This is a genomic window from Phaeobacter sp. SYSU ZJ3003 (assembly GCF_041300735.1).
GTDB lineage: Bacteria > Pseudomonadota > Alphaproteobacteria > Rhodobacterales > Rhodobacteraceae > Phycobacter > Phycobacter gallaeciensis_A.
Genome location: NZ_PXNU01000020.1, coordinates 1 through 19,859 on the forward strand (window position 1 = coordinate 1; position 19,859 = coordinate 19,859).

The 19,859-nt window shown below is 62.3% G+C and carries 16 protein-coding genes; 8 read left to right on the plus strand and 8 right to left on the minus strand.

Annotated elements, in window-relative coordinates:
* Nucleotides 1-253 precede the first annotated feature (253 nt).
* From C6W91_RS08865 to C6W91_RS08895, 7 genes are all read right to left on the minus strand, one after another.
* Nucleotides 254-1,663 (minus strand): M20 family metallopeptidase, encoded by a 1,410-nt coding sequence (locus C6W91_RS08865; protein ID WP_274840027.1) that lies wholly within the window; start codon nucleotides 1,661-1,663, stop codon nucleotides 254-256.
* Nucleotides 1,660-3,246, minus strand: a complete 1,587-nt coding sequence (locus C6W91_RS08870; RefSeq protein WP_237028445.1) for a gamma-glutamyltransferase — start codon at nucleotides 3,244-3,246, stop codon at nucleotides 1,660-1,662. The genes C6W91_RS08865 and C6W91_RS08870 overlap by 4 nt, the downstream gene beginning before the upstream one ends.
* A 22-nt stretch (nucleotides 3,247-3,268) precedes the next feature.
* Nucleotides 3,269-4,246, minus strand: a complete 978-nt coding sequence (locus C6W91_RS08875; RefSeq protein WP_065271733.1) for an ABC transporter ATP-binding protein — start codon at nucleotides 4,244-4,246, stop codon at nucleotides 3,269-3,271.
* Nucleotides 4,243-5,250: an ABC transporter ATP-binding protein gene (locus C6W91_RS08880; protein ID WP_065271732.1), complete on the minus strand. Its 1,008-nt coding sequence runs from the start codon at nucleotides 5,248-5,250 to the stop codon at nucleotides 4,243-4,245. The genes C6W91_RS08875 and C6W91_RS08880 overlap by 4 nt, the downstream gene beginning before the upstream one ends.
* 11 nt (nucleotides 5,251-5,261) lie before the next feature.
* Nucleotides 5,262-6,158, minus strand: a complete 897-nt coding sequence (locus C6W91_RS08885) for an ABC transporter permease (RefSeq protein ID WP_065271731.1) — start codon at nucleotides 6,156-6,158, stop codon at nucleotides 5,262-5,264.
* Nucleotide 6,159: 1 nt separating this feature from the next.
* Nucleotides 6,160-7,077: an ABC transporter permease gene (locus tag C6W91_RS08890; RefSeq protein ID WP_065271730.1), complete on the minus strand. Its 918-nt coding sequence runs from the start codon at nucleotides 7,075-7,077 to the stop codon at nucleotides 6,160-6,162.
* Between the two features lie 95 nt (nucleotides 7,078-7,172).
* Nucleotides 7,173-8,678, minus strand: coding sequence for an ABC transporter substrate-binding protein (locus C6W91_RS08895; protein WP_065271729.1), 1,506 nt, complete (start codon nucleotides 8,676-8,678; stop codon nucleotides 7,173-7,175).
* A 119-nt stretch (nucleotides 8,679-8,797) separates the two neighbouring features.
* Between C6W91_RS08895 and C6W91_RS08900 the strand changes: the two genes are divergently transcribed.
* Nucleotides 8,798-9,619 carry an IclR family transcriptional regulator gene (locus tag C6W91_RS08900; RefSeq protein WP_370570768.1) on the plus strand — a complete coding sequence of 274 codons (822 nt, stop codon included), beginning with the start codon at nucleotides 8,798-8,800 and terminating at the stop codon, nucleotides 9,617-9,619.
* 33 nt (nucleotides 9,620-9,652) lie between these two features.
* On the opposite strand, the gene C6W91_RS08905 is transcribed toward C6W91_RS08900, so the two are convergent.
* The gene (locus C6W91_RS08905; RefSeq protein ID WP_065271727.1) at nucleotides 9,653-10,462 is read right to left on the minus strand and encodes an IclR family transcriptional regulator; all 810 of its coding nucleotides are present in this window, start codon (nucleotides 10,460-10,462) and stop codon (nucleotides 9,653-9,655) included.
* Nucleotides 10,463-10,593: 131 nt separating this feature from the next.
* Between C6W91_RS08905 and C6W91_RS08910 the strand changes: the two genes are divergently transcribed.
* The 7 genes from C6W91_RS08910 to C6W91_RS08940 all read left to right on the plus strand — a co-directional run bounded on the left by C6W91_RS08910 (nucleotide 10,594) and on the right by C6W91_RS08940 (nucleotide 19,702).
* Entirely contained in the window at nucleotides 10,594-12,090 is a 1,497-nt protein-coding gene (locus C6W91_RS08910) for a M81 family metallopeptidase (RefSeq protein ID WP_274840025.1), read from the plus strand.
* A gap of 103 nt (nucleotides 12,091-12,193) precedes the next feature.
* The gene (locus tag C6W91_RS08915) at nucleotides 12,194-13,798 is read left to right on the plus strand and encodes an ABC transporter substrate-binding protein (protein ID WP_274840024.1); all 1,605 of its coding nucleotides are present in this window, start codon (nucleotides 12,194-12,196) and stop codon (nucleotides 13,796-13,798) included.
* A 78-nt stretch (nucleotides 13,799-13,876) separates the two neighbouring features.
* The gene (locus C6W91_RS08920) at nucleotides 13,877-14,818 is read left to right on the plus strand and encodes an ABC transporter permease (protein WP_274840023.1); all 942 of its coding nucleotides are present in this window, start codon (nucleotides 13,877-13,879) and stop codon (nucleotides 14,816-14,818) included.
* Nucleotide 14,819: 1 nt separating this feature from the next.
* Nucleotides 14,820-15,707 carry an ABC transporter permease gene (locus C6W91_RS08925; RefSeq protein ID WP_065271723.1) on the plus strand — a complete coding sequence of 296 codons (888 nt, stop codon included), beginning with the start codon at nucleotides 14,820-14,822 and terminating at the stop codon, nucleotides 15,705-15,707.
* A gap of 1 nt (nucleotide 15,708) precedes the next feature.
* The gene (locus C6W91_RS08930; RefSeq protein WP_274840022.1) at nucleotides 15,709-17,394 is read left to right on the plus strand and encodes an ABC transporter ATP-binding protein; all 1,686 of its coding nucleotides are present in this window, start codon (nucleotides 15,709-15,711) and stop codon (nucleotides 17,392-17,394) included.
* Complete coding sequence (locus C6W91_RS08935; RefSeq protein ID WP_274840021.1) at nucleotides 17,391-18,557, plus strand: M20 aminoacylase family protein; 1,167 nt, start codon at nucleotides 17,391-17,393, stop codon at nucleotides 18,555-18,557. The genes C6W91_RS08930 and C6W91_RS08935 overlap by 4 nt, the downstream gene beginning before the upstream one ends.
* A 2-nt stretch (nucleotides 18,558-18,559) precedes the next feature.
* Entirely contained in the window at nucleotides 18,560-19,702 is a 1,143-nt protein-coding gene (locus C6W91_RS08940) for a M20/M25/M40 family metallo-hydrolase (protein ID WP_274830435.1), read from the plus strand.
* Nucleotides 19,703-19,859: the final 157 nt, after the last annotated feature.

Genomic DNA, 19,859 nt, shown 5'->3' on the forward strand with positions numbered 1-19,859 from the left:
CAGCCCGGTAGCTCGTCAGGCTCATAACCTGAAGGTCGCAGGTTCAAATCCTGCTCCCGCAACCAACTTTAGCGAACACGCCGCACCCGAAAGGGCTGCGGCGTTTTTGTGTTCTACCAATGATTAACAGCCACATCGAACAATGGCGCGCTGGCAGTCTTCAATCGCGCTTGGACCTTTTGGGAAATTGAACTGAAACAAAGGGCCCGCAAAGTCGCGGGCCCTTTGTTTCGATCAAAATACAGCGCGGTGATCAGCTGGCCGCGGTGCCGTCTGCGTCCGCTTGCGGCAGGTCCCAGAACAGGCCGGTCATGCAGCGCAGCGCGTCGCGGCAGACGGGCTTCAGAACATGTTCGTTCGGGGCGTGTTGCGAGCATCCGCGATAGGAATGCGGCACCCAGACCGTCGGCAGGCCCAGGATATCGGCAAAGCTGTCGTTCGGCAGGGATCCGGCAAGGTTCGGCAGGATATGCGGTTTCTTGCCTGCGGTTTCGGTCAGCGATCCGGCCACGAAGGTCACCCAGGGGTGATCGGGATCCAGCCGGGTTGCCTTGAAGAAACCACGGTCATGCGGGGTGACCTTGATGTTTTCGAACCCGTGTTTGTCCAGATGGCGGCGCAGTGCGGGCAGGATGTCATCGGGATCAGTGCCCACCACATAGCGCAGCTGGCAGGTGGCGCGGGCGGTTGGGGCGATGGCATTGACTGGCGCTTCCGGCACGCCGCTGGTCATTGCAAGCACCGCGAAGGAGTTCCAGCCAAAGACTCGCTCAGCAGGGGTCAGCGAGGTCTCGCCCCAGTCGCTGTCGATCGCAGGGCCGCTGTCGCCCTTGAGCGGCAGGCCGTCCAGCGCGGCGCGCACGGTGTCGGTCAGGCTGTCAGGGCGCCATTCCGGGATCTGGATCTGGCCGCGGCGGTCGCAGATGGTGGTCAGCGCGTGGGCCAGAATCATCGCCGGGTCCGCCAGCAGGCCGCCCCAGTTGCCGGAGTGATGCGCACCCTCGCGCAGGTCGAGTTCAAGGTCGAAGCTGACACCGCCGCGCGAGCCCATGAACATGGTGGGGGTGTCGGGCTGCAGGCGCGGCCCGTCTGAGGCGATCAGAACGTCGGCCTTCAGGCGGTCCTTCTGCGCGGTGAAGAATTCCGGCAGACCGGCAGAACCGGTTTCCTCGGACATTTCAATCACGATCTTGACGTTGAAGCCAAGGCTGCCGCGTTCGGCCAGCACGGCCTCCAGCGCGGCGATATTGACCAGATGCTGGCCCTTGTTGTCGGCGGTGCCGCGGCCATAAAGCCGATCGCCTTCCTCGACCAGGGTGAAGGGGCCCAGCCCTTCGCGCCACTGTTCGGTCTGGGCGCGGATCACATCGCCATGGCCATAGGTCAGAACGGTGGTAAGGGCCGGATCCTCGGTCCGTTCGCCGACCAGGAGCGGGCCACCGGCAGGATCGGGGTTCGGGAAGATCTCGCAGGTAAACCCGGAGGCGGTGAGACGGGGCTCGATCACCTCGACAAGGTAGCGCATCAGCTCAGGCGCGGCCTCGGGGTTCTGGCTTTCGGTCGGGTAAGTGACCCAATGGGCCAGGTCGGATTGAAAGGTGCCTTCGTCAAAATAACTGCTGACACGGGAAATTGCGCCGTCGCGGCTGGTAGATGCGGTCATTTCTGCTCCACAGGTTCGGTAATGGCATCGCCCCAGGGCGACATGATTTCGGTGCAGCCGCTGTTGCGGCCTTCCTTGCGCTGAACGCCGGCCGGGCAGGCGAAGGCATAGGGGAAGACGGCGCGGCGGGTTGTGACCGTGTTGTGCTCGGCTTCAAGCGCGGCGATCACATCGGCGGGCAGGCTGTCGTCCGCGACCACGGTCTCCCCACCTGACACATCGATCCGGGGCTGGTGGAAAGCCTCGCCCACGTCCATGCCAAAGTCCGCCATAAAGGACGAAAGCTGCGCCACGGCCGAGACGATCTTGCGCCCGCCGGATGCGCCAAAGGCAAAACGGCTGCCGCTTTCTGTCTCGCCCAGGACCGGGCAGACGTTCATCAGGCAGCGTTTGCCGGGCGCCAGCGAGTTTGGTTTGCCCTGCTCGGGGTCGAACCACATGATGCCGTTGTTCATCAGCAATCCGGTCTGCGGCGACACCACGCGGGAGCCGAAGATCGACAGCAGCGTCTGGGTGTGGGACACCATGTTGCCGTGACGGTCCACCACCGAGAAATGCGTGGTGCAGCCGGGGGCATCCGGCGTTTCGCCATCATCGCCCATGCCTGACAGACGTTTGGCATAGGCCGCCTTCAGCGCGGCGGCATAGGCGGTATAGGCCTCTGCACCCGGTTGATCGCCGGGCGTCAGCGCCTCTTCGAGATGGGCAAAGGCATCGCGGAATGTCGGCCCCGCCGTCAGCCCCGGCATCACGTCGAAGCGTGTGTTGCGATAGGCAAAGGACAGTGGATCCTGCAGCTCTGCATGATAGCTGGCAAGGTCTTCGACCGAGAGCGATCCGCCCTTGGCCTGCACGTCGGCGGCCATGGCGGCGGCGATGTCACCTTCGTAGAAATCCCGCGCTCCGGCCTCGGCCAGCTGCGACAGGGTATCAGCCATCTTGGACATGTCGATGCGCTTGTCCGCGAGGCTGGTCCAGCCCGCGATGGTTGGCCATTGACCGTCCTCAAGGAACAGCGCCGCGGCGTCGGCGTCCTGCGCCAGCGCGCGGGTGGTCGAGGCGATGATCAGCGCCGCATACCAGTCCACCGCAAGCCCCTCGCGGCCAAGTGCGATGGCCGGTTGCAGCAAGTCCTTCCACGGCAGCTTGCCGAACCGCGCGTGGGCCTTGCCCACACCATCGACGGTGCCTGGCACCGCAATGGCGGTGGCGCCTTGCACGTTGCGGTCTTCGACGACCTTTTCCCAGGGGAAGAGATCGCCGGCCTTGCCTTCGCCGGACAGCGGATAATCGGCGACGTTCAGCCCCTTAGGCGCGCGCATGCCGTAGTTGAGTGCATAGGCGCGCCCTTCGTCAGCGCGCCAGAGCATGGCGGCGCCGCCACCGGCCGGGCCGCTCATCCAGGGTTCGACCACCCCGATGGCAAAGGAGACGGCGACGGCGGCATCCACCGCGTCTCCGCCTGCGGCCAGCACATCGGCCCCGATCCGGGCGGCGCGGCTGTGCTGGGCTGCGACGACGCCGTATTCGGTTTCGATCACCGTCTTGCGGGTCACCTGCGTCGAGGAGAGATTGGATATCATGTGAGTCTTCCTTTCTGTCCGATCAGGCCGCAGAGGTCTGGGCGCTGTCAAAGAGGTGGCATTCGACGCGGCCATCTTCGGTCGCAACGGTCTGCGGCGCAACCTGGCTGCATTGGGGCATTGCCTTGGCGCAGCGCGGGTGGAAATGGCAGCCTGATGGGGGCGCAATCGGGTTCGGGTAGGCCGCGCCCAGGTGGGTGTCCGGCACGCCCTTGTTGGGGTCCGGAGTCAGCACCGATTGCAGCAGCGCATCGGAATAGGGATGGCGGCTGCGGTCGAACAGGCCTTCAACACTGGCTTCCTCGACGATCCGGCCGAGGTACATTACCGCCACCCGGTTCGCGAGGTGTTCCACCACCGCAAGGTTATGGCTGATGAAAAGGTAGGTGAGGCCGAATTCACGGCGCAGATCTGCAAGCAAGTTCAAGATCTGCGACTGCACAGACACATCCAGCGCCGAGGTTGGCTCGTCACAGATGACGATCTCGGGCTTCATGATCAGCGCCCGGGCAATCGCCACCCGCTGCCGCTGACCGCCGGACATCTGGCTGGGGTAAGTATTCATCACCCGCGCGGGCAGGCCGACGATGTCCAGGATCTCGCGCACCGCCTTTTCTTGGCTGGCGCTGTCACCCACGTTGTGCACCCGCAGCGGCAAAGAGATGATGTCGTAGATGCTCTTGCGCGGATTGAGCGAGGAATAGGGATCCTGAAAGATCGGCTGGATGCGGCGGGCCAGTTCCGACCGGTTCTGAGCGCCGAGTTCCTTGCCATCCACCAGCACCTGACCCTCGGTAGGCTGTTCTAGGCCCAGCAGGATCTTGGCGAGGGTGGATTTGCCGCAGCCGGATTCCCCGACAAGGCCCAGGACCTCGCCGCGGCCGATCTTCAGCGACACGTCATTGACCGCCTTCAGCGGCTTGGGAGAGGAAAACATGCCCTGTTTGACCGAATAGGTCTTGGACACGTTGCGCAGTTCCAACACGGGAGTATCGCTCATGCGGGCACCTCTTCGGAGTTCTGGGCGTGGCCATTGGCGTGGACACAGCGGAAGTTGTGATCAGCACTGGCGTGTTCGCGCAGCGGGATCGGTTCGCGGCAGGCCGCGACTGCATGATCGCAGCGGGTGCGGAAAGGGCAGCCGGTCACATCGCCCACCAGTGAAGGCACGATGCCGGGGATGGTGCCGAGTTCGGCGCCGCGCTCGGTCTTGCCTGGCACCGGGATGCAGCGCAACAGGCCACGGGTGTAGGGGTGCGCCGGGGACTGGAAGACGGCGGTGGCGGGGCCGGTCTCGACCAGCTCGCCCGCGTACATAACCGCAACCTTGTCGGCGACGCGGGCCACCACGCCCAGGTCATGGGTGATGAGGATCATCGCCATGCCCAGTTCCTTTTGCAGATCGACCAGAAGCCGCAGGATCTGCGCCTGAATGGTCACGTCGAGCGCGGTTGTCGGCTCGTCCGCGATGATCAGCTCAGGCTCACACATCAGCGCCATCGCGATCATCACCCGCTGCCGCAAGCCGCCCGACAGCTGGTGCGGATATTGCGACAGGCGGCTTTCGGCGGCGGTGATGCCAACCTTTTCGAGCAGTTCCACCGCGCGGGCGCGGGCCTGATCCTTCGACACCGGCTTGTGCAGCAGCAGCGCCTCGGTAAGCTGGTCGCCGATGGTATAGGCCGGGTTGAGCGAGGTCATCGGCTCCTGAAAGATCATCGACATGCGAAGACCGCGCAGCTTGCGCATGCCGCGTTGGCTGGTCTTCATCAGGTCGATGCCGTCAAAGGACAGCTGATCCGCCTTGCGCGAGATCTTCTTGCCCAGAAGCCCCATGATCGCGAGCGAGGTCAGGGACTTGCCGGAGCCGCTTTCACCAACGATGCAGAGCGTTTCGCCCCGATTCAGGTCGAAGTCGATGCCGCGTACGGCGTGCAAGGTGCCGCCGCCGACGGGAATATCCAGCGTCAGGTTGCGGACAGAGAGTATCGGTGTGTCAGTCATGCCTGCCTCCCTCAGTTGCGGTTTTCAGGTGCGGTGACGTCGCGCAGACCATCACCCAGCAGGTTGATCGCCAGAACCAGCGCAAAGAGCACAAAGCCGGGGATCAGAACCAGCCAGGGTTCGAACAGCATCATCTGCTTGCCCTCGGAGACCATCAGGCCCCAGGAGGGCGTCGGCGGTTGCACGCCAAGACCCAGGAAGGACAGCGCCGCTTCGAGCAGGACGGCGTGGGCCATCTCTAGCGTCACGACAACGATCAGGTTGTTGACGATATTGGGCATGATTTCCGACATCACGATGCGGGTGTTGGAACAGCCGATGGCGCGGGCGGCGGCGACATATTCGCGGCCGCGCACCTGCAGGGTGGAGGAACGCATTACCACGGCGAAGCGATCCCAGAGCAGGAGGCCCAGAACGAGGATGACCACGGTGAGCGAGCCGCCGAAGATTGCGACCACGGCCAGTGCGACCAGCACCACGGGCATCGCCAGACGCACGTTGATGAGGAAGGTTACCACTGCATCGACGCGGCCACCGAAATAGCCTGCGGCCACGCCCATGGCGGTACCGATGAGGCCCGAGATCAGCGCCGCCACGACACCGATCATCAGTGATACGCGGGCGCCATAGATTAGGCGCGACAGGTAGTCCCGGCCAAGGTGGTCGGTGCCCAACGGATGTTCCCATGTGCCGCCAAGGAAGACCGGCGGTTCCATCCGTGCGAGCAGGCTTTGGGCATAGGGATCATGCGGCGCGATATAGGGGGCAAACAGCGCGACGATGACGAGCAGTGCGAGCACCACGCCGCCGATCAACAGGCCCTGATGGCCAAAGATACGCTTGCGCAGCAGCTGGCCTGGGGTCGGGCCGATAATGTCCTGAAGAAGAGGATCAGCAGTCTGGGTCATGTCATCCGGCCCTCATGCGGGGGTCCAGCCACGCGTTCAAAACGTCGGCAAGGAAGGTGAAAACGATATAGAACATCGAGAATACAAGGATCAGCGCCTGCACGGTCGGCAGGTCGTTGCGGCTGATGGATTCCCAGGCGAGGTAACCTGCGCCATGCAGCGCGAAGATGGATTCAACCACGATCGAGCCGCCCAGCATGAAGCCCATCTGCACGGCCGCCAGCGACACCACCGGGATGATCGCGTTGCGCAGCGCGTGTTTGAACATCACTAGCCCCTCTGGCGCGCCCTTGGCGCGGGCGGTGCGGATGTAGTCCGAGGACAGCACTTCGAGCATGCCTGCACGGGTCAGACGCATGATCGCGGGCATCGCGTAGTAGCCAAGCACGATGGTCGGCATCACGAAGTGCAGCGGCGTTGCCGTGCCCGAGGGCGGCAGCCAGCCAAGCTGGATCGAGAAAACCACGATGAGGATCAGACCGAACCAGAAGCTGGGCATCGCCTGACCGGCAACGGACAGGAACAGGGCCAAACGGTCGATCAGCGAGTTCGGCTTGATCGCGGCGGCCACGCCAAGCGGAACAGCGGTCAGCAGGGCAAAGGAAATGCCGCAGACACCCAGGGTCATGGTGATGGACAGGCGGTCCATGATCAGGCTCGCCACCGGCAGCTTGAAATAGTAGCTTTCGCCGAAATCGCCACGCAGGGCACTGACCAGCCAGTCCCAGTATTGAACCAGCATCGGGCGATCAAACCCGTAGATGCGGCGGATGGCTTCGACATCCTGATCGCTGGCATGTTCGCCCGCGATCGCCGTGGCGGGATCACCGGACAAAAACAGCAGGCTAAAGGAAATCAACGAGACCGTAAGGGCGACCAATATGGCCAGCCCGGCCCGCTTCAGTATGAAACGCAGCAAGGGGAACCTCATTTGCTGGGCAGGATAAGGGAGAACCACCCGGGCAGGGCGGGGAGCAGAGACGGCGGGGCCGGGGCCCCGCCGCAGGGATCAGCTTACTTCCATTCCATGTCGGTGAAGCGCAGAACTTCATCGGCAGTGGGGGTGTAGGCCACATCCTGGGAGAAGACGTAGTTGGTGTTGTAGGAGAACATCGGCACCCAATAGGCCTGATCCGCGATCTTTTTCAGTGCCTTGGAATAGTTTTCCTTGCGCACTTCGGGATCGGTGGCGCTGTCAGCGGTATCGAGCCAGCCGGCAACTTCTTCGTCGCGGGCATCGTCAAGCGAGCCGAGCTTGAAGAACTGGCTGGTGATCGCCGAGGTGTCGTTGATCGAGTAGGAGCCCCAGGTCTGGAAGGAGACCGGCGTGCCGCTCTTCATGCGCAGTTCGCGCAGGGCAGAGTACTGCAGCATCTTGAAATCGGTGTCGATGCCGACAGCGTTCAGGAAGCTGGAGATCGCTTCGGCGTAGTCGCGGTTGCGGTAGGCGTAGAACTCGGTCTTGAACCCATCGGGGTATCCCGCTTCGGCCAGCAGGGCCTTGGCTTTTTCGACGTCGTATTCATAGGAGACCACATCCTGATCGCAGCCGAACTGGCTGGGGAAGCAGGCGGTGGAAATCACTTGGCTCTTACCTTTGAGCAGCGCCGAAACCAATGCCTCGCGGTCGATGGCATGGGCCACCGCGCGGCGCACGCGTACGTCGGTGAAGGGGTTGTCTTCACCGGTGCGACCGGCGGCATCCAGCGTCAGATAACCGATGCGCATGGTGCTTTCGTTGGCAACGGTGAACTTGCCCATCTGCTCCAGCTTTTCCGCCAGATCAGACGGCACCTGCCAGATCAGATCCAGCGAGCCGTTGAACAGTTCCGCCATCTGCGTGTTCACATCGGGGATGGTGCGGATGTCGACGGTGCCGACTTCGGGCTGGCCTTTGGGGCTGTCGTGGTAGCCTTCGTATTTCTCCAGCACGAAATGCTTGCCCGGGTCGACCGAAACCACTTTGTAGGGACCGGTGCCGACGGGCTCCAGGCCCATGCCCGAGGGACCGACTTCGGCGTAATATTCATTCGGATACATCGAGACCGGACCGGAGAGGAATTCGATCGCGGCGGGGAAGGGGGCCTTCAGGTTAATGCGCACGGTGTACTGGTCGATCTTCTCGGCCGATTTCATCCAGTTGACGTTGCGCTGGGTCTTCACGCCGTTCTGTTCTTCGGCAACGAAGTTCACGGTGTAGACCACATCGTCCGCATCAAAGGGTTCGCCGTTGTGGAAGGTCACGCCTTCACGCAGTTTCAGCTCCAGCGTCAGATCGTCGATCCACTCCCACGAGGTTGCAAGGTTACCCTTGTATTCGTTGGTGATGGGATCGCGGTAGATCAGACCGTCCCAGACCGCGCGCTGCAGCACAACGCCTTCACGGGAGGAGTTGAAGTAGCTGTCGACGTTCTCCAGCTCTTTGGTGAAGGCCACATTCAGCACGTCTTCGGACTTGTCTGCATGCGCAGCTGCAGCGCTGAGCGCAAGAACGGTCGCGGGGATCAGAAAGCGTTTCATGTTTACTCCATGTTGACCTGAAGGGCTGCCATAGGGTGCAACAGTACTCAGGGTTTGACATTGGTATTATTATATGATACTCACTATCACAATAATGTCATAAGAGGGCAGGCTGTCCCATGTCGTCAAGTCGAAAAATGTCCGGTGACGCCGGTGGCGATAACAGTGCTACCCCCCGGAAGCAGGACACGCTTTATGTGTCTTCTCTGGCCAAGGGTCTGAAACTACTTAAAATATTCGGCCGCAACCATACTGAGTTGTCGCTGACCGAACTGGTCAAGCTCAGCGGAATGGACAAAAGCGCGGTGCAGAGGCTGGCCAATACCCTGGCGGTCGAAGGCTTTCTCAACCGGGATCCGGTGACCAAGAGATTCCGTCCGACCCATGCCTGGCTCGGGCTGGCCTATGCCTATTACTGGTCCGATCACCTGGTGGCGCTGGCGATGCCAAAGCTGATCGAACTGTCACAGCGGCTGGGCGAGACGGTGAACCTGGCTGAAATCTCCGGTACCAATATCGTCTATGTCACCCGGCTGCCCTGCCAGCGGACCAACTTCGAAGCGATGCTGGTCGGGCGCAGCCTGCCAGCGCTGTCCACTTCGCCCGGGCAGGCGATTCTGTCCACCTGGGCGCCTGAGGATGTTGCGGAAGCACTGGAAAACTGGCCGCTGCGGCAGATGACCGCTCGCACCACCATGGACCGCGAAGAACTGGGACGGCAGATCACCCGAACCGCAGAACGTGGGTTCAGTCTGACAGAGGATCAGATGATTCTGGACGAGATCGGGATTTCAGCACCGATCCGCGGCCCCAACGGCATTGCCCGCGCGTCGGTGCAATGTTCTGTCTCTGCCTTCCACTGGACGATTGAGCGGGTCGAGCGCGAGTTGGTGCCTTATCTGCTGGATGTCGCAAACTCGATTACACCACCACACAGGTAACAACCGCGCCCGGTTTGGCCGTGGTCAAAGCCCCTACAGGCTGGCCATGATATCGCGTGCGGCTTCCATCGCCACCGGCGCGGCCTGACGTTCGAATTCGTCCTGCGACCATTCAGAGAGCGAGCCTGCAACGTGGATGGCGCCGATGGGGCGCCCGTCGCGTGAAATGCCGACGCCGATGGCGACTTCGCCGCGCAGGTATTCATCGACGATCACCGCATAGCCATTGGTACGTGCAATCCGGACCTGCTCCAGAATTTCCTCGGGATCGGTGCGGGTTGCGGCGGTGTATTCTATCAATTCGGACCTGCCCAGAACCTCCCGGACCTCATCATCGGTCATCAGCGACAGCGCCGCGCGCCCACCCGCCGTGGCAAAGGCCGGAACGCTGTGGCCGACAAGAGTGGCGTAAAACGTCTCGCGTTTGCTTTGGATGCGGAAGGCGTAAATCATCCGGGTGTCGTCAAACAGGCTGAGGTCGATGCGTTCCCGCAGGGAGCGGCGCAGCTCCAGCAGGACCGGCGTTGCCTTTTGCACCAGCGGGTCGAGCCGCAGCACATCCAGCGTGTGATCCAGAAGGCGCAGGCCGGGCAGATAGCCGCGATCATCCGAACTGCGCCGGACATAGTCCAGTTTTGCCAGCGTGTGGACGATGCGTTGGGTGGCGGAGCGATCCAGCCCCGACAGCTTGGCGATTTCACTGAGGCTAAGCGCCTTGTTGACCCCGTGAAAGGCCGCAAGGACCTGCATGGCCCGCGCCGCAGAACGCACAAAAAGCGCATCGCCCTCTTCTGCTTCGAATTTCAGCTCTTTGCCCGGGGTTGTTCTGACATTGGGTCGCATGAGTCCGCCTGAGTGTTGACGAATCCAAAATTGGATGTCTACGATTGATTCATGATACAACTGTATCACTATATAATACATTTAACAAGGTTGCCGTGGCGGCAACCTTGTTCTTTACGGAGTGATGACTGATGCGGGTCGCCCTGGCCGGATTTCTTCACGAGACGAACACCTTCGCGCCCAACCCCGCGGATCTACCGGCCTTTCAGCAGGGCGGCGGCTATATCCCGCTGACCGAAGGCGCGGCGCTGCTGGAGGCGGGCAAGGGTGTGAATCTGGGCATCAGCGGTGCCCTGACCGTCGCGGCAGAGCGCGGCTGGCAGGTGGAGCCGGTTCTATGGGCGGGGGCAATCCCGTCGGCGCAAGTGACCGAAGAGGCCTTTGAAAGCATCGCCAAACGCATCGTAGAGGGCATCCGGGCGGCCGGACCGCTGGATGGTGTCTTCCTCGATCTGCACGGCGCCATGGTCACCACTCATCTGGATGATGGCGAGGGTGAGCTTGCCACTCGTGTGCGGGCGGTCGTTGGACCGGATGTGCCGATTGCCGCGGCGCTGGACCTGCATGGCAATATCTCGCGGCGGCTGGTGGAAATGGTCGATGTGCTGACCGGTTTTCGCACCTATCCGCATGTGGACATGGCCGAGACAGGCGCCCGCGCGGCGCGGCTGCTGGATGATATCCTGCGCAGCGGAACCCTCCCGGCCAAGGCCTATCGCAGCCTGCCCTATATGGTGCCGATCTCGTTCCAGAGCACGACGATGGAGCCTGCCGCATCCCTTTATCGTTCGGTTGCGCAAATGGACGATGCGGGCACAGCGGCCTCCCTGTTTATGGGTTTCCCGGCAGCGGATATTCCTGACTGTGGCCCCTGCGCAATCGCCTTTGCCCCGACACAAAAGGCGGCAGAAGCTGCGGTCGATCAGATCGCGGCGGCCTATGGGGAGGCCGAAAGCGCCTTTGACAGCCGGACCTACACGGCAGCCGAAGGCGTCGCCGAGGCGCAGCGGCTTCTGGCCACAGGCGTCAAGGCGCCCATCGTTCTGGCCGATACGCAGGACAACCCCGGTGCTGGCGGCGCTGCCACCACAACAGGCATGCTACGTGCGCTGGTCGAAGCGGAGGCACAGAAAGCGGCCCTTGGCCTGATCGTGGACCCGGAATCTGTTTCGCGCGCCTTTGCTGCGGGGGAGGGAGCCAGCGTGAGGCTGTCCCTTGGCGGGCATCCCGACTTCCCTGAGGACGTGCCGTTTGAAACCGAAGCGGTGGTGGAGCAGCTGGTCACGGACAAGCTGCAGGCGACCGGTCCTTATTATGGGGGCACCTGGCTCGATCTCAGCCCCGCGGCCTGCCTGCGGATCGGCGGCGTGCGGGTGGTGGTCACCAGCCAGATTGCCCAGCTCGCCGACCGCGAGATGTTCCGCTTTGTCGGCATCACGCCTGAGGACCAATCCATTCTCGTTCTCAAGAGCTCAACCCATTTCCGGGCGGATTTCGATCCGATCGCCGGGAAAACCTTGGTTTGTCTGGCGCCGGGGCCGATGGCCTTCAGCCCGGCAGACCTGCCGTTCACGCGGCTGCGGACAGGCCTGCGCCTGTCCCCCAACGGACCCGTCTTCGGGTCCTGAACTCATACGGCGCCCTGCGCCCTGGTTTCGGCGGGTGTTTCGCCGGAGCCCAAAACCAAAAACAACAGAACCGTTCCTCCTCACAACAACAGGGAAAACAAGAATGAAAACACTTCGTCCCCTTTCCGCCCTGCGCGGCAGCATGGCTGCAACGCTGATGGCGGGTGCCACCATGCTGACACCGCTTGCGGCCCAGGCCGAAGAAGAAAAGGTGATCACGGCAGTGATGCACTCGGGCCTCCGTGTTCTGGACCCGGTGATTACTACTGCGCATATCACTCGCAACCACGGCTATATGGTCTATGACGTCCTGACCGCCGTTGATGAAAACTTCCAGCCGCAGCCCCAGATGGCCGAATTTGCGGTCTCTGACGACGGGCTGACCTATACATTCACCCTGCGCGACGGGCTGAAGTTCCACGATGGCGCGCCGGTCACCGGTGAAGATGTTGTTGCCTCGCTGACCCGCTGGGGCAAGCGTGACAGTGGCGGTCAGATGATTTTTGACGTCACTGCAAGCCTTGAGGCGGCCGACGACAAGACCGTCGTTTGGACCCTGTCCGAACCTTTCCCGCCGCTGATGAACGTGATTTCCAAACAGTCGGCGGTTCCGCCCTTCATCATGCCCAAGCGGGTGGCAGAGACCTCGGCGGATGAGACCATCACCGAATATGTCGGCTCCGGTCCCTTCGTGTTTGAAACCGATGAATACGAACCCGGCGTTTCGGTCACCTACAGCAAGTTCGACGGTTACGTGCCGCGCAGCGAAGAAGCGAGCTGGATGGCTGGCGGCAAGGTCGTGAACGTCGACAAGGTGGTCTGGACCACCATGCCGGACTCGCTGACCGCCATCAACGCGCTGGCTGCCGGTGAAATCGACTACCTTGAACAGGTTCAGGTCGACCTGCTGCCGATCCTGCAGACGGCCCCGGAAGTCACCGTCGAAACCCGCGACCCGCTGGGTTATGTGACCATCGGCCGCCCGAACTTCCTGCATGCGCCGTTTGACAATCCGAAGGTCCGTCAGGCCGCATTGGAAGCGCTGAGCCAGGAAAACGTGCTGGCGACCATGATGGGCGATCCGTCCTACTACAAGGTCTGCGGTGCGATCTTTGGCTGTGACACGCCGCTGGGCGACGAGGCCGGTGCCGAAGCGATCACTTCCGGCGCACATCCGGACAAGGCAAAGGCCCTGCTGGAGGAAGCCGGTTATGATGGCACCCCCATCGTTCTGATGGCGCCGACCGACGTGGTCAGCCTGTCGAACCAGCCGGTGGTTGCGGCGCAGGCCCTGCGCGAAGCGGGCTTCAACGTCGACATGCAGCCGATGGACTGGCAGACCGTTGTAAACCGTCGTGCCCAGCAGCTGCCCCCGGCAGAAGGTGGCTGGAACATCTTCTTCACCAACTGGATGGTGCCTGAAATCTCGGACCCGCTGATCAACGTGATGGTCAACGGCCGTGGCGACGATGCCTGGTTCGGCTGGCCTTCGGATGAGAAGATCGAAGCCCTGCGCTCCGACTTTGTCGCGGCGGCCTCCGATGCGGAACGCAAAGGGGTTGCGGTGAAGATCCAGGAACACGTGATGGACAACGTGAACTACATCCACCTTGGCGAATACACCATGCCGCAGGCACGCCAGAACGCGATCCAGAACATGATCCCCTCGCCGGTTCCGGTGTTCTGGAACGTGACCAAGGAAGACTAATCCCTCCCCCGACTTCCGGGGCGCGCGGAACTTTCCCGCGCCCCGGCTTTTCCACACTAATTCAAAAGGTAGCTGTCTATGCTCAGCTATATCCTGAAGCGCGTCCTGGCGACCGTTCCAGTTATGATCATCGTGGCCGTCTTCGTCTTTCTTTTGCTGCGGCTGACACCGGGCGATCCGGCAGCCATTCTTGCAGGCGACGCCGCCACTCCGGCGCAGCTTGAACGGATCCGCGACAATCTTGGCCTCAATGACCCGCTGCATGTGCAGTTCTTCACCTGGACCGGGCAGATGCTCCAGGGCGATCTCGGGACCTCCCTGATTTCCAACACCTCGGTGGCCGACATGATCGGGGACCGCCTGTGGCCGACCATCAATATCGCCCTGATGACCATCATCATCTCGGTCCTGTTGGCCGTGCCGATGGGGGTGATCGCCGCCTGGCGCCACCGGACCTGGGCCGATTTTGCGGTGATGTCCTTCTCTGTCCTCGGCTTTTCGGTGCCGGTCTTCGTGATCGGTTATGTGTTGATCCAGATCTTTGCCATCGAACTGCGCTGGGTACCTGTACAGGGCTATGCCTCGCCGACTGACGGGCTGGGCGATTTCTTCATCCGCGCCATCCTGCCCTCGCTGACACTGGCGACGATCTATGTGGCGCTGATCGCGCGCATGACCCGCGCCTCCATGCTTGAGGTGCTGGGAGAGGATTACATCCGCACCGCCCGCGCCAAGGGCGTGCGCGAGAACACCGTGCTGTTCCGCCATGCGCTGCGCAATGCGGCGGTTCCGATCCTCACCATCATCGGTACCGGTTTTGCGCTGCTGATTTCCGGCGTGGTGGTCACCGAAAGCGTGTTCAACATCCCCGGGATCGGGCGTCTGACTGTCGATGCCATCCTCGCGCGTGACTACCCGGTGATCCAGGCGATGATCCTGCTGACGGCGGGCATCTACGTGCTGGTGAACCTTCTGGTGGACATCTCCTATTCCTTCTTTGACCCGAGGATCCGTTACTGACATGACCGATCATTCTTCCTCCAGTCAGAGCGCCTTTCAGCCGCTGATCCGCCTGTTGTCGCTGCCTGCGGGCGCTCGCCTTGGGCTGGGGCCGATGCTGGCCGCGCTGATGCTGACGCTCATCGTGCTGGCCGCGCTTTTGGCGCCGCTGTATGTGCCCTATGATCCGCTTTCGATGGATGCATTGGCGCGTCTGAAACCGCCGTCAGAGGCACATATACTGGGCACCGACCAATACGGCCGCGACATCTTTAGCCGGGTGATGACCGGCGGCCGCGTGTCGCTGCTTATCGGCGTGGGCGCGGCCGTGGTCAGCGTCGCCATCGGCCTTGCCATCGGTCTGGTCGCGGGCTTCTTCCGCGCTGCCGACGGGGTCATCATGCGGATCATGGACAGCTTGATGGCGATCCCCGCGATCCTGCTGGCGATTGCGCTGGTGGCCCTCAACGGGCCGAGCCTGCATTCCGTCATCCTCGCTATCACCATCCCCGAGGTGCCCCGCGTGGTGCGGCTGGTGCGCTCGGTCGTGCTGAGCGCGCGCGAGGAACCCTATGTGGAGGCGGCCATCGCGCTGGGCTCTTCGATGCCTAAGATCCTGATCCAGCACCTGATGCCGAACACATTGGCGCCGCTGATCGTGCAAGGCACCTATATCTGCGCCTCCGCGATCCTGATCGAAGCGATCCTCAGCTTCCTGGGCGCTGGCGTTTCCACCGAGATCCCGACCTGGGGCAATATCATGGCCGAGGGGCGGACCTTCTTCCAGATCAAGCCGGGTCTGATCTTCTGGCCCGGGGTGATGCTGTCGCTCTGCATCCTGTCGATCAACCTTCTGGGCGATACCGCGCGTGACCTTCTGGATCCGCGTCTGAAGAAACGGGAGGCATAAGATGCAGTTCAAATCCAAGGACTTCTCGCAGGCGGAACAGGTTCTGACCATTCGCGGCCTGACCGTCGGCCTCAGCGGGACCAGCATGACCGATCCGGTCCTGCGCGGCATCGATATCGATATCCGCGCTGGTGAAACCCTGTGCCTGGTGGGCGAAAGCGGCTCGGGCAAATCGGTGACGTCGCTGGCGACCATGGGGCTGTTGCCCAAGGGCGCGCTTGAGATCACCGGCGGGCGCATCGATCTCAAGGAGGTGGAGATCACTGCCGCCAGCGGGTCGCAGATGCGCGAGCTGCGCGCCAAACGCGTGGCGATGATCTTTCAGGAGCCGATGACGGCGCTGAACCCGGTGCTGCGGGTCGGTGAACAGATCGAAGAGGTGCTGAACATGCACACCGATCTGTCGGCAGCTGAGGCGAAGGCGCGCACGCTCGACATCATGGAGCAGGTGCATCTGCCGGATGTGCAGCGCATCTATTCTGCCTTTCCGCATCAGCTTTCGGGCGGGCAGCGGCAGCGGATCATGATCGCCATGGCGCTGGTGCTGGACCCGGATCTGCTGATCGCGGATGAGCCGACGACGGCACTGGATGTCACCACCCAGCAGCAGATCCTGAAACTGATCGCCGAGATGCAGGAGCGCCACGGCACCGCTGTTCTGTTCATCACCCACGACATGGGCGTTGTGGCCGAGATCGCTGATACCGTCTGCGTCATGCAGCAGGGCCAGATCGTGGAACGCGCGCCGATTGCCGAGCTGCTGACCGCGCCGCAGGAGGACTATACCCGCAAGCTGTTGCAGGCGGTTCCGAACCTGGCGCCCCGCGCCCCGCGTGCGCCCACGGGCGCTGAGCCGGTGCTGAAAGTCGGCGGGCTGGAAAAGGTCTATGGCGGCGGCGGTGTCTTCCGAAAGAATGACGAGGTGCATGCCGCGCAGGATGTGAATTTCGACATTGCGCCGGGACAGACCCTTGGCATCGTTGGCGAAAGCGGTTCTGGAAAATCCACCGTTGCGCGCTGCATCATGCGGCTGATCGACCCGACAGACGGTTCGGTCGCGGTTGCGGGTACCGAGGTCGCGCGCCTAAGCCGCCGCCAGTTGCAACCCCATCGCAAGCATTTCCAGATCGTGTTTCAGGATCCCTATCGCTCGCTGAACCCGCGCTGGACCGTGGCGCGCTCGCTGTGTGAGGGGCCGATCAACTTTGGCACCTCGAAAGACGAAGCCATGGATCATGCCGGTGATCTGATGGAGCTGGTGGACCTGCCGCGCAACGCGCTTGACCGCTATCCTCATCAGTTCTCTGGTGGGCAGCGCCAGCGGATTGCCATCGCGCGGGCCGTGGCCATGCGGCCAAACCTTCTGGTGGCAGACGAGGCGGTTTCGGCGCTGGACGTGAGTGTACAGGCACAGGTGCTGGAGCTTTTGGACGACGTGCAGGCGCGTTTTGGTATAGGCATGTTGTTTATCACCCACGATTTGCGCGTGGCTGCCCAGATCTGCGACGATGTCATCGTCATGCAGCGCGGTCGCGTGGTGGAACAGGGCCGCGCCGCCGATGTGCTGGCGAACCCGGCCCATGAATATACCCAGAGCCTGATCGAGGCCGCTCCCGGCCGCCATTGGGACTTTGCCAACTTTCGCGCCCTTCCCGACGCGTCACAGATAGCAGGAGATTATGCATGAGCGTTCTTCCCAAGATTGAGGATTTCGCCGCCGAGCTGACCGCGATCCGTCAGGATCTGCACGCCCATCCCGAGCTGGGATTTGAAGAAACCCGCACCTCTGGCATCGTGGCAGAGCAGCTGCGCGCCTATGGCGTTGACGAGGTGCACGAAGGTCTGGGCGGTACCGGCGTTGTCGCGATCATCAAGGGGCAGGGGGGCGGCAACCGTCGCATCGGCCTGCGCGCCGATATGGATGCGCTGCCCATCGTCGAGGCATCCGGCGTTTCTTTTGCCTCGACCAACCCGGGCAAGATGCATGCCTGTGGCCACGATGGCCATACCACCATGCTGCTGGGGGCTGCGCGCTACCTGGCTGAAACCCGCGATTTCGACGGTACCGCCGTTCTGATCTTCCAGCCCGCCGAAGAAGGTCTTGGCGGCGCCCGCCGGATGATTGAGGAAGGCCTGTTCGAACAATTCCCGGTCGATGAGATCTACGGCATGCACAACAGTCCCAATGGCGAGCCGGGGCGGGTGGAGATCACGCCCGGACCGGCGATGGCCGGGGCCAGTTTCTTTGACATCACCGTCTCCGGCACCGGCAGCCATGCCGCCATGCCACACCAGTCGAGGGACCCGATCGTGATTGCCACCGCGCTGGTGCAGCAGTTGCAAAGCGTCGTCAGCCGCAACACGCCGCCCACCAAACCGTTGGTTCTGTCGGTGACCAAGTTCAATTCCGGCTCTGCCTATAACGTGGTTCCGGACAGCGCCAGCATCGCCGGCACCATCCGCTATTTCCACGCCGATGTGATCGAAATGGCCGAGGCCCGCATGAAGGAACTCTGCGCCGGTATGGCCGCGGCCTATGGGGTGGAGATCGAGGTGTCCCTGCGCAATGTCTTTGATGTGCTGCAGAACGATCCGGAGCTGTCTCAGGCCTATATCGAAGCTGCCGCAGACATCGTCGGCCCTGATATGGCGGTGATCACCGAAGATCAGGCGACTGGATCGGAAGACTTCGCCGATATGCTGCAGGTGGTGCCGGGCGCCTACTGCCGCGTTGGTCACGCGGGCACCGTGCCGCTGCACAACCCCGCCTTTGTGCTGGATGATGCGATCCTGCCTGTCGGCGCTTCGGTCTATGCGCGGATCATCGAAACCCGTCTGAAAAGGAACTGAGCATGACGAAAGATCCCTTGGATCTGCCCTTTGACGCGGATGAGATGCTCGAAGGGCTGCGGCTGTGGGTGGAAACAGAAAGCCCCACCTTCGACGCCGCGGCTGTGAACCGCATGATGGATGTGGCGCAGCACGATCTGGCGGCGCTGGGCGCACGGGTCGAGCGTATTCCGGGCCGTATGGGGCTGGGCGATAGTGTGCGCGCGACCATGCCGCATCCCCGCGCGGGCGAAGGTGGCATTCTGGTGCTAGGTCACCTTGATACCGTGCACCCGGTCGGTACGCTGGAAAAGCTGCCGTTCCGGCGCGAGGGCAACCTTTGCTATGGTCCCGGGATCATGGACATGAAGGGCGGCAACTACGTCTACCTTGAAGCCATGCGCCAGATCCTGGCAGCCGGGATCGAAACACCGCTGCCAGTGACTTTCCTTTTCACCCCGGATGAGGAAATCGGTACCCCAATGGCCCGCCGCCTGATCGAGATGGAAGCCGCGCGCCACCAGTATATCCTGGTGCCGGAACCCGCCCGGCCCGATGGTGGCGCGGTGATCGGCCGCTACGCGATTGCGCGTTTCAACCTGCAGACCAGAGGGCGGCCAAGCCACGCAGGCTGGGCTTTGTCCGAAGGGCGATCAGCTATTGCCGAGATGGCCCGCAACGTGGCGGTGATCGAAGGCATGACCAACGAGGACTGCACCTTCTCTGTCGGGGTGATCAACGCCGGGAAATGGGTCAACTGCGTGTCCTCTGTCTGCGATGCCGAGGTGCTGACCATGGCCAAAACGCAGGAACTGCTGGATGAGGGCGTCGCAGAGATGATGGCGCTGAACTCGACCGAGGGCGATGTCATCATGGAGGTGCGTCGCGGCGTCACCCGCCCGGTCTGGGAGCCAGATCAGCCCGGCACCATGGCGATGCTGGAAGTGGCGCGCGCCATCGCGGGTGACATCGGGTTCGAGCTGCCCGCAGGCTCTGCCGGGGGCGGATCGGACGGCAATTTTACCGGCTTCATGGGGCTTCCGACCCTCGATTCCATTGGGGTACGCGGCAAAGGTTTGCATACCCTGAACGAGCACATCGAGATCGACAGCCTCGTCGAACGTGCCCGACTGGCCGCAGGGCTGTACTGCCGTCTGGGCGCCTGATCCGGTCGCGCTGGGCTGCCGAATATTCCGGTTGCAAGATGTGATCCCCCGGCTTTGGAAAGAGTCGGGGGATTTTTAGTAAGACCCTGCAATACATGTATAAAAAATACTTGATTTTGCACATAAATTACTTGAGGCTTGAAATTTCAAGCATAAA